Source organism: Frankia sp. CgKIO3 (assembly GCF_977946435.1).
In genome coordinates this window covers 22,383-32,135 of sequence record NZ_CDWTMO010000029.1, presented here as the reverse complement: position 1 = coordinate 32,135, position 9,753 = coordinate 22,383, and the positions used below count along the sequence as shown (strand labels likewise).

Genomic DNA, 9,753 nt, shown 5'->3' with positions numbered 1-9,753 from the left:
CGCCGGTGGTGCGCCCTCCCGACCCTCCGACGACGACGAAGTGCTCACCGTCGATGAACTGGTCGCCTGGTTGCGGTTGTCGGAGAGCACCGTCCTCAAGCTGCTTTCGGAACGGGCCATCCCGGCCCGCAAGGTCGGTCACCAGTGGCGGGTGCGTCGGGGGCGGGTGCGGGACTGGCTGGACGGTCGGGAATGAGCGCTCTCACCTCGGTGCCGCCTCGCTCCGGCCGGCCGCGGTGAGGCCCCGGTTCTGGCTGGCCGTCGGACTGCTGCTCACCGTGGGCACCGTGGCCGGATGCGGCGCGCCGGGCAGTGCTGCCGATCCGTCCCCCGCTCCGTCTCCCGCCCCGTCCGCCACCACGGGGCCACCGCCCGGGGCGAGTCAGGCGCCGGGTCCGCCGCTGGCCACCGCGTCTGCGCTACCCACCGGCGAGGTGGACCGGAAGGACCCGGCGGCGGTAGTCGCCGACTGCTTCACGCGCTGGCAGTCCTTCGACGCCCGGACGGACCCCGGCCCGGCAGCCGGTGTCGAGCGGGCCCGCGACTGCCTCACCGAGGACTTCGCGGCCAGCCTGGGCGCCGGGGGTGCGGGCCTCGGTGGTTCGGGCGCCGGGGGGCCCGGAACCGCTGCCGGCGAGGACGGCCAGGCGTGGCAGGAGGTGCGCGCCGCGGGCACCCACTCGCGGGTGACCGTGCTGGCGACCACGCCCCTGGGCGGGATCGACACGACGGCCACCGGTCGGGTGGTGCTTCAGCTGAACGTGCGCCGCGAGACGGCGGCGGGCGGCGCCGCCCCGGTGGTGGCGCTGTCCACCCCGGCGCTCACTCTCCTGCGCCAGACCGACGGGACGTGGCGGGTCGCCGGCGCGGATCTGTCGAGCATCGCCGGCGACGCACCGGGCCGGTGAGGCGTGATGGCCCGCGGCTTCACCCGTAAGCGTTCCCGCTGGCTGGTCTGGACGGGGGCGGGCGCGGCTCTCGTCATCGGCGGCGTTGTCATGCTGGTCTCCGTCCTCATTCTGATCATCGCTGGTCCCTTCATCCAGGATCAGGGCGGGGGTAACCGGACCATCAGGAACTCCGACGGCATCCCGGCCGAGTACCTGCAGACGATCATTGATGCGGCGAACGCGGCCGGATGCGCCGAGGTGACTCCCGCCCTGCTGGCCGCCCAGTTACACCAGGAGTCGGGTTTCAACCCGCGGGCCCGGTCACCCGTGGGCGCGATGGGGATCGCCCAGTTCATGCCCGGGACGTGGGCGTCCCACGGGCAGGGCGACGTGTGGAACCCGGCCGACGCGATCCCCGCGGCGGCCCGGTACGACTGCGCGGTGGCGGCCTCGGTCGCCTCCGTGTCCGGCGCGGCCCAGGAGAAGATGCTGGCCGCGTACAACGCGGGAGCGGGTGCGGTGCTTGCCTTCGCCGGCATTCCGCCGTACACCGAGACGCGTAACTACGTCCGCGCGATCCTCGCGCAGGCGCAGGTGTACGGCGACGCCTTGGAGCTCGGCGTCGGCATCCCCGCTGGTTCGGTCGCCCCGATGGTCGCCTTCATGCAGTCGCAGATCGGCAAGCCTTACGTCTGGGGTGCGACCGGTCCCGAGGCCTGGGACTGCTCGTCGCTGGTCCGGGAGGCGTATCGCCGCATCGGCATCGAGCTCCCCCGCGTGACGACCGACCAGCTGCGGTTCGGCCCGCAGGTCGCGGGCGTTGATCCGCAGCCGGGGGACCTGCTGTTCACCCCGGGCCCCGACGGCACCGCCGAGGCACCGGGCCATGTCGGGATGTACATCGGCGACGGCCGGGTCATCGCAGCCAAGGGAGCGCGGTGGGGGGTCGTCGAATCCGACATCTCGGACTGGAGTGGGACCGTGGCCGTGACCAGGCCGCTGGCTAGGCAGCTTTCCTGATCCGGATTTCCTGTTCCGGACACTCCGGGTGTGCTGTCGCTCCGGTCAGGTAGCCGCCTGGGACACGAAGGTGGACAGTCCGTCGGCCACACCACCGAGCGCACCGACGGCGCTGTGCACTACATCGGCGGCGTTACCCGGTGCCGTCACCACGAAGAACAGGGCGAACAGCCCGACACCATACGGCCAGAAGATTCTTTTCATCGAGGACCTCACAGAAAACCCAGTCGACACGGCCAGACGGACACCAACGCCGGTGTGTTACCGACAGCATGTGTGTACTCACCTTGAGTAGTTGCCGCAAGATGAATCGCCGGAGCGGTGAGTGAACTGCGCGGTGGCGGGGCCGGGGGACAGCGGATGGACAGGGATCTGACCATAGGTGGGCAGTAGGCAACGGATACGTGAACGGATCTAATAGTGCATGCCACCCCGGGTCGGTCGACCTCGATTCCCGGCGCGGGGTGGCTGCCCGGGGCAATGGCCGGCCTGGCCGGGGAAGCCCCCGCTCGGGACCGCCGGGACCGCTTAGGACGGCGCGATGCTCTGCGCGAAGCGGAACAGGTTGTCCGGGTCGTAGGCGCGCTTGACCTGGCGTAACCGTGGAAGGTTCGCCCCGTAGTACGCATCGGCCCAGGTGGTGAGGTCCGGGTCGATGTAGTTCTGGTACGCCGACGACGACATGAACGGCGCCGTCGCCGCCACCGTGGATCGCAACCAGCTCTGGTTAGCCTCTTTGTCCGCCGGGGAGGCGTCGACGGAGTACCCGGCGACGAACTGGGCGCTGGCGAGCGTGTCGCGGTGCACGAACGCCGTGTCACCCGGGCCGACCCGGTTGATCGCGCCGCCCCAGGAATCCAGGATCATGCCACCCGGACCGGCCCCGGGCGTGCGTTGGCGTCGCTCGAGCGCGGCGAGCATCGTCTCGACCCCGCCGGCTGGCATCGGTTCGGCGAGGAACGCCGAGGCGGCCCGTTGGGCCACCCGTGGCAGGGTGCCTCCGGGCGTTCGGTCGCGCAGGTGGCACGTGTCAACGCTTTTGCCCGCGCAGCCCGCCTCGAGCAGCATCGTTTCGAGATGGCCACGCTGGGCGACGAAGGTGCTCGAGGGCCTCCGGCCGACGGCGGCGACGAGGTTGGCGAGTCGATCCCGCAGCCACGTGATCCGCGTGTCGTCGGCGCCGCCCGCGAGCACGCCGCTCACCCGCAGGGCCGGACTGCCGGTGACCCCGGTCGTCGGCATCGAGGTCATGACGCAGGTCGACCACAGGTCCTCTGGCGCGCCGCCGCTGTCGGCGATCCAGCCCTGCCACGCGGTGAGCACGTCCGCGGCCACGTCCCAGGGCCAGCGGTAGGTGAACAGCACCAACGGTGTCGCCCGATGGGTGGCGAAGGTGAACGACGTCACGATGCCGACGTTGCCCCCGCCCGTGCCGCGTAGCGACCAGAAGAGGTCCGGCTCGGTGTCGGCGTCGGTGCGCACGGTCTCCCCGGAGGCCAGCACGACCTCGGCGGAGACCATCCGATCGCAGGTCAGACCGTAGCGCCGGCTCAATACTCCGATGCCACCGCCGAGGGCGAGCCCGGCGATGCCGACGGTCGGGCATGATCCGGCCGGCAGCGCCAGCCCGTTCTCGGCAAGTGCGGAGTAGACGTCGATCAACAGCGCTCCGGCCCCGATCAGCGCGGTGCCGTCGGGCCCCGGCCGGACCGACGCCATCGCAGTCACGTCCACGACCAGCCCGGTCGTCGTCGAGTAGCCCCCGTAGCTGTGGCCACCGGCCCGCGCGACGAGATGTATCCCGGTGGAGCGGGCGAAGTCGATGCAGGCCGTGACGTCCCCCGCAGACATGGCACGAACCACCGCCTGCGGGCGTACCGCGTCGAAAGCCGGGTTGAACAGCATGCTGGCGACAGCGTAGTCCGGATCGGTCGGTCGCAACAGCGGACCGATCAGCCGTTCGTCGAGCGTGCGCCAGTCGATCTCCGTCGGTGTCGGGTGGGGGGCGTCCTCCTGCTGGCAGGCGCTCATCAGGCCGCCACCGAGCCCGAGCGCGGCGAGTCCGAGCCCGCCGGCTCCGGCGGTCCGTAACACCGATCGTCGGTCAGGCTCGTCATCCACGGTCAGTCCTCACGGCTGCTACGAGTCCGGGGAGTGGACGATGGTCGTCACGAGTCGTCCGACCATCCGTGTCATTGGCGATACCCTAGGTCACCGGCGATACCCTAGCCCGGTTGGGCGACGGTCGTGATGGTGCCGTTCGGATCGATGCGGCGCACCCGGTCGTTGCCGTTGTCCGCGATGTAGAGCGCGCCGCTGCCGTCGACCGCGACCGAGCTCGGGTTCTTGAACTGGGCGGCGGCCGCTGGGCCGCCGTCGCCGCCGGAGCCTTCGACGCCGGTGCCGGCGATCGTGGTGATCACGCCGTTCGGGTCGACCCGGCGGATCCGGTGGTTGCGGTAGTCGGCGAGGTAGAGCGTCCGGCCGTCCGGGCCGACGGTGAGCGACGGCACGTTCAGCTTGGCCCGGGTGGCCGGGCCGCCGTCACCCGAGAAGCCCTCCTCGCCGGTCCCGGCGACGGTGGTGATGATCCCGCCCGGGGTCACCTTCTGAATGGTGTCGCTGGCGAGGTCGGCGAAGTAGAGGGTGCCGTCGTCGGTCATCTGGAGATCGTTCGGGCCGTTGATCTTCGCTGCGGTGGCCGGGCCGCCGGCGCCGGTGTAACCCGCGACTCCGGTGCCCACGTACGTGGTGATGATCCCCTGCGGGCTGATCTTGCGGATCCGGTGGTTCTCGTAATCGGAGAGGTAGACGCTGCCGTCCGGCCCGGTGGTCACCTTTTCCGCACTGTTGATCTTCGCCGCGGTGGCTGGGCCGCCGTCGCCGCCGTAACCGGCGTCACCGGTGCCGGCGATCGTAGTGATTACCCCGGCTGGGCTGATCTTGCGGATCCGGTTGTTCTTCGCGTCCCCGATGTAGATGTTGCCGGCCTTGTCACGGGTGGTCGATCCGGGCCCGTCAAGCTGCGCCGCGCTGGCCGGGCCGCCGTCGCCGCTGATCCCGCCGGCTCCGGTGCCCGCGAGGTCGCTGACCGCCCCGGCAGGGGTGATCTTCTGGATGCGGTCCGTCGCGAGGCTGGAGACGAGCAGCGAGCCGTCGGGATCGACATCGACGCTGTAGGGGCTCAGGCCCTGCACCGACAGCGCCGTTCCCCGGTAGGCGGTTGCGAGGCGTGCCGTGCCGCCGCCGCGGTCACCGCCGCGGCTGCCGCCGCCCGAGTTCGTCACCGCTGCCACGATGCCGACGGTGAGGGCGACGATGACGACGAACGCGACCGCTCCGATGATGAGCGGCGTCCGGTTACGGGCGTTCGGATTCGACTGGTGCCCGGCCTGGCGGGTGGCGGTCGGTGGTACCCCCGCCATCCCGTGCACCGGTCCCCCCGGACCGGGCCGGTACGTCTGGTCGCCGGGGCCGCCCGGTCCGCCGTACCCGGGGCCGCCGTACCCGGGGCCGAGCGGCCGCGGCGGTGGGGTCGACCGCGGCGGTGGAGTGTTGCCCGGCGGGAATCCACCCCAGCCCGGCCCAACCGGTGGTGGGTATCCCCCCATCGGACGGCTGACCGGACCACCGGGTGCTCCGGGACCACTCGGCATGGCGGGACTCCTCGGCCCGTTCGTGCCGTTCGGTGTGCCCGGGTACCCGATCCGTGGGCCCGGTCCGCCCGGTGGCGCGCCAGGGAAGCCGGGTCGACCGGGGGCCGGCGGGCGCGGAGTGGTCGAGGTGGCGAGCGCGGCCTCCCGGATCTCGTCGTCGATCCGCACCTTGACGTCGGACCGGGACAGCCAGGTCGGGCCGAACGCGCGGCTGCTCGCTCGGGCGAGTTCCAGGGCGAAGTCGGCGGCGTCGGCGAAGCGGGTGCCCGGATCCTTCGCCAGCGCCCGCAGGATCACCGCGGAGACGGGTGGCGGAACCATGGTGAGCGGTTCCGGCATGATTGTCAGATGGTGGTGGGTCAGCGGCTGCACCGCCATCTGACGGCCGAACAGCGGTCGGTTGGCGATCATCTCGTAGAGCACACCCGCGAGGGCGTAAAGATCGGTGGACGGGAAGAGACGCGTCCCTATGATCTGCTCGGGAGCCATGTAACGCGGCGTTCCCAGGATCGCGCTGGCGGTGGTCTCCGCTCCGTCGAAAATCTTGGCGATGCCGAAGTCGGTCACCTTCAGCAGCCCGTCGCCGGCGAACATGATGTTGTCCGGCTTGATGTCCCGGTGCAGCACTCCGTGGCCGTGCGCTGTGGCGAGGGCGGCCGCGGCCGCGAGCCCGATCGAGCAGGTGGTCTCGGCGGAGACCGGTCCCGAGCTCATCCGCTGTTTGAGCGTGCCGCCGGAGAGCAGCTCCATGACGAGCAGGCAGGTGCCCTCGTGCTCCACGTAATCGTGGATACGCACGATGTGCGGATGGTCCAGTTCAGCCAGCACCCGAGCCTCGGACAGGAAGCGGGCACGCAGATCGGGGTCGTCGGAGGTGTCCAGCAGGATCTTGATCGCGACCTTGCGGCCGATGAGCCGGTGCTGGCCGGCCAGCACGAGCCCGTAGCCACCCCGGCCCAGGTCGCCCTCGACGGAGTAACCGGGAAGCGCCGCCTCCACCTGAGATTTATCTATCAACAAGGTCCAGATCCGTCCGCTACCACGCCGGGCATCCGCTGTACCGCTACCCGTGCGCCGAGAACCATCCTGGCCTGCAATGACGCCCTTCGTCGGGTTCCTGGTGATCCTACGGCCCTGACCCCCCATTCCCTACCCCCGGCCGGCCGGTCCGGCGTGCCGGATCGGCGACACGGGCAGGCCGACGGGGCTGGCGAGCGCCGCCGTCGCCGCAGTGCGGATGATGGGCACTGCGGCACATGTTGAACCTGCGAGGAAGGGCATCCCACGTCATGTCGACAACCGAGCCCGCTGCCCCGGTGGCTCCGCTGGACATCACCGCGACCGAGGAATGGGCGGCGCTCACCACGCATCTGCGCGAGATCTCCGAGGTGTCCGAGGTGTCCCTGCGGGATCTGTTCGCCGCCGATCCCCGGCGTGGCGAGACGTTCGTCGTCGAATCGGACGGACTCTATCTTGACTACTCCAAGAACCGGCTGACCGCGCGCACCGTCGAGTTGCTGACCGCGCTGGCCCGGCGCGCCGGGCTGGCGGACCGGATCGAGGCGATGTTCCAGGGCGAGAGGATCAACGTCACCGAGAACCGACCGGTGTTGCACGTGGCGTTGCGCGCCCCGGCCGGAACCCGGATCGAGGTGGATGGCGCCGACGTCGTCCCCGATGTGCATCGGGTGCTCGACGCGATGTCCCGATTCGCCGACCGGGTGCGGTCGGGAGAATGGCTGGGTGCCACCGGTGAGCGGATCCGGACGGTGGTCAACATCGGCATCGGCGGCTCCGACCTGGGACCCGCCATGGCCTACGACGCCCTGCGCGACTATGCCGACCGGTCGATCGAAGTCCGGTTCGTCTCCAACGTCGACCCCACCGACATCTGGGAGGCCACCGCCGATCTCGATCCGGCCAGCACCCTGTTCATCGTCTCGTCCAAGACGTTCACCACCCTGGAAACAATCTCCAATGCGCGGGCCGCGCGGTCCTGGCTCACCGGCCTGCTCGGCGAGGACGCCGTTTCCCGGCATTTCGTCGCGGTCTCCACGAATGCCGAGAAGGTCGCCGAGTTCGGTATCGACACCGAGAACATGTTCGAGTTCTGGGACTGGGTGGGCGGCCGGTACTCGGTGGACTCCGCGATCGGCCTCTCGCTGATGATCGCGATCGGGCCGCCGAACTTCCGGGAGTTCCTCGCCGGTTTCGCCGCCATGGACACGCACTTCCGGACGGCTCCGTTCGAGCGGAACCTTCCGGTTCTGCTCGGCCTGATCGGCCTGTGGTACCGCGACTTCTTCGGTACCGCGACGCACGCGGTGCTGCCCTACAGCCACTACCTGGGCCGATTCCCGGCTTATCTCCAGCAGCTGGACATGGAGAGCAACGGGAAGTCGGTCGATCTCACCGGGCGGCCCGTGCCGACGCCGACCGGACCGATTGTCTGGGGGACTCCCGGCACGAACGGACAGCATGCGTACTATCAGCTCCTGCACCAGGGGGCGACGATCGTCCCGGCTGATTTCATCGGCTTCGTCCGGCCGAACCATCCCGGGGTGGGCACGGCGGACGGCGCCGGGGTGGACCAGCATGCCCTGCTGCTGGCCAACTTCCTGGCGCAGACGGAGGCCCTCGCGTTCGGCCGGACAGCCGCGGAGGTGGCCGCCGAGGGTGTCGCGCCGGGCCTCGTTGCACATCGGACCTTCCCGGGTAATCGACCCTCGAACACCCTGCTCGCCCAGAAGCTGACTCCGTTCACCCTCGGTCAGCTGATCGCACTATACGAGCACAAGGTGTTCACCCAGGGTGTCATCTGGGGGATCAACAGTTTCGACCAATGGGGCGTGGAGCTCGGCAAGGTGCTGGCCGGTCGGATCATTCCGGAACTCGGGTCCGAGCAGGAACCGGAGCTGGGGCATGATAGCTCGACAAACGCTCTGATCAAGCGTCTGCGCGCCGGCTGACGTCCGCCGGGGATCCAGCTAACCGAGGCATGTTACTCTGCGTAACTGATCGGGGGGTGACTCCACGCAGTGACGACATCGGGGGGTGGAAGTCATGCGGGTGGATGCTGGAGCCTTGCGGATGTCCGTGCAGCGGACAGGCGAGGACGTGCTCATCGAACTCGCCGGGGAACTCGACACTGCCGGGCGGCTCCGGTTCCGTGAGCAGATCGGCGAGCATCTCGGCCGGGGCGGGGGGACGGTCACGGTGGATGTCGCGGGCCTGCGTTCGATCGACATTCCGGGGCTCGCCGCTCTGCTCCGCGCCGATCTGCTGCTCCGCCGGGTGCACTCACGTCTGGAGATCCAGGCACCCACGCCGGCGTTCGCCGCGTTGTTGCGGGAGGCCGGTCTCGACGGTCGACTGCGGGTCGGCGGGGGATCCCGCCGCCGCTGACCGCCGCCTCACCTGTCCGCACCCCGCGGGCTGGGAGACGGCTCAGCTGATGAGCGGTGACGTCCGATCGCCCGATGACGCGGGTGCGCTGAGGGTGGCGGGTGCGCTGGGTGACGGTCGTGCACCGGATGGTCCGGAGTCGCCCACCGAGGCGGTGCCGTCCTCGGTGACCAGGGAGAGCAACCCGCGGGAGCCGATCAGACGTTTCTCGATCCCGCCCATCATGAGCATCCCCGCCATCACGAAGAGTGGAAAACCGAGCACCATCAGCAGGACGGGTGGTGTGAGACTCACCGAAAGACCCCCAGGCTGGCTTACGGATCTGATCGGCACCATGGACGCCGTACCGTAGGCGTTACCCTCGGACCTCCGTTGCTCACGTCCCGACCGTCGTCTCACCCGACTCGGGTGTCCACCGGGTTCTCCCCGAGGGGGTCGCCGATTCCGGCCGGGTGGAAGAATAAACCGCAGCTCAGGGGTCTGTTCCGGGATGCGTGTTGTTCCCGGTGTCCGCGGGCTCGTACCCTTCCCCCAATATGTCTGCGCGGCCCGTTCCGTTGCCCGCTTATAGCGGCCGTCCGTGGGTTCGTGACGCGGACCTGTTTGTGCGTCTCGACCTGCTCTCCGAGCAGGTCGATTTCGCCCTTGCCGAGATAGCCCTGCGGCGGGCCGCCTACCAGCGAGCCTGCGAGGAGGAGGCCGACTGGCAGTGGGCGCCCCTCGGCGTTGAGGTGCTGAGCCGGCCGTCCGTGGCGCAGGCTCTGGCCGACGAGCTCGCCGCC

At 70.0% G+C, this 9,753-nt stretch carries 9 protein-coding genes; 5 read left to right on the top strand and 4 right to left on the bottom strand.

What is annotated here, in order from left to right; all coding sequences use genetic code 11:
- The 3 genes from AC08OJ_RS05720 to AC08OJ_RS05710 all read left to right on the top strand — a co-directional run.
- Nucleotides 1–196 (top strand): helix-turn-helix domain-containing protein (locus tag AC08OJ_RS05720; protein WP_476595221.1); only part of this gene is annotated, 196 nt, incomplete at its 5' end.
- 40 nt (nucleotides 197–236) lie between these two features.
- Complete coding sequence (locus AC08OJ_RS05715; protein WP_476591910.1) at nucleotides 237–908, top strand: hypothetical protein; 672 nt, start codon at nucleotides 237–239, stop codon at nucleotides 906–908.
- A 6-nt stretch (nucleotides 909–914) separates the two neighbouring features.
- A complete protein-coding gene (locus tag AC08OJ_RS05710) occupies nucleotides 915–1,910 on the top strand; it encodes a C40 family peptidase (RefSeq protein WP_462202947.1) in 996 nt (331 codons plus the stop codon).
- Nucleotides 1,911–1,955: 45 nt separating this feature from the next.
- Here the strand turns inward: AC08OJ_RS05710 and AC08OJ_RS05705 are convergent, their stop codons facing one another.
- The 3 genes from AC08OJ_RS05705 to AC08OJ_RS05695 all read right to left on the bottom strand — a co-directional run bounded on the left by AC08OJ_RS05705 (nucleotide 1,956) and on the right by AC08OJ_RS05695 (nucleotide 6,586).
- Complete coding sequence (locus tag AC08OJ_RS05705; RefSeq protein WP_476591895.1) at nucleotides 1,956–2,114, bottom strand: hypothetical protein; 159 nt, start codon at nucleotides 2,112–2,114, stop codon at nucleotides 1,956–1,958.
- Nucleotides 2,115–2,438: 324 nt separating this feature from the next.
- A complete protein-coding gene (locus AC08OJ_RS05700) occupies nucleotides 2,439–4,031 on the bottom strand; it encodes an FAD-binding oxidoreductase (RefSeq protein ID WP_476595220.1) in 1,593 nt (530 codons plus the stop codon).
- Nucleotides 4,032–4,135: 104 nt separating this feature from the next.
- The gene (locus AC08OJ_RS05695; protein WP_476595219.1) at nucleotides 4,136–6,586 is read right to left on the bottom strand and encodes a serine/threonine-protein kinase; all 2,451 of its coding nucleotides are present in this window, start codon (nucleotides 6,584–6,586) and stop codon (nucleotides 4,136–4,138) included.
- A gap of 269 nt (nucleotides 6,587–6,855) precedes the next feature.
- Here AC08OJ_RS05695 and pgi point away from each other — a divergent pair, with 269 nt between their 5' ends.
- Nucleotides 6,856–8,535 carry a glucose-6-phosphate isomerase gene (gene pgi, locus AC08OJ_RS05690; RefSeq protein WP_476595218.1) on the top strand — a complete coding sequence of 560 codons (1,680 nt, stop codon included), beginning with the start codon at nucleotides 6,856–6,858 and terminating at the stop codon, nucleotides 8,533–8,535.
- Nucleotides 8,536–8,629: 94 nt separating this feature from the next.
- Nucleotides 8,630–8,971 carry an STAS domain-containing protein gene (locus tag AC08OJ_RS05685; RefSeq protein WP_462202732.1) on the top strand — a complete coding sequence of 114 codons (342 nt, stop codon included), beginning with the start codon at nucleotides 8,630–8,632 and terminating at the stop codon, nucleotides 8,969–8,971.
- A 42-nt stretch (nucleotides 8,972–9,013) separates the two neighbouring features.
- On the opposite strand, the gene AC08OJ_RS05680 is transcribed toward AC08OJ_RS05685, so the two are convergent.
- The gene (locus tag AC08OJ_RS05680; protein WP_462186455.1) at nucleotides 9,014–9,265 is read right to left on the bottom strand and encodes a hypothetical protein; all 252 of its coding nucleotides are present in this window, start codon (nucleotides 9,263–9,265) and stop codon (nucleotides 9,014–9,016) included.
- Between the last annotated feature and the right edge of the window lie 488 nt (nucleotides 9,266–9,753).

Bases quoted from the DNA above. Each gene is read 5' to 3' on its own strand.
- pgi (WP_476595218.1), top strand. From the start codon at position 6,856: ATGTCGACAACCGAGCCCGCTGCCCCGGTGGCTCCGCTGGACATCACC.
- AC08OJ_RS05705 (WP_476591895.1), bottom strand. From the start codon at position 2,114: ATGAAAAGAATCTTCTGGCCGTATGGTGTCGGGCTGTTCGCCCTGTTC.
- AC08OJ_RS05685 (WP_462202732.1), top strand. From the start codon at position 8,630: ATGCGGGTGGATGCTGGAGCCTTGCGGATGTCCGTGCAGCGGACAGGC.
- AC08OJ_RS05710 (WP_462202947.1), top strand. From the start codon at position 915: ATGGCCCGCGGCTTCACCCGTAAGCGTTCCCGCTGGCTGGTCTGGACG.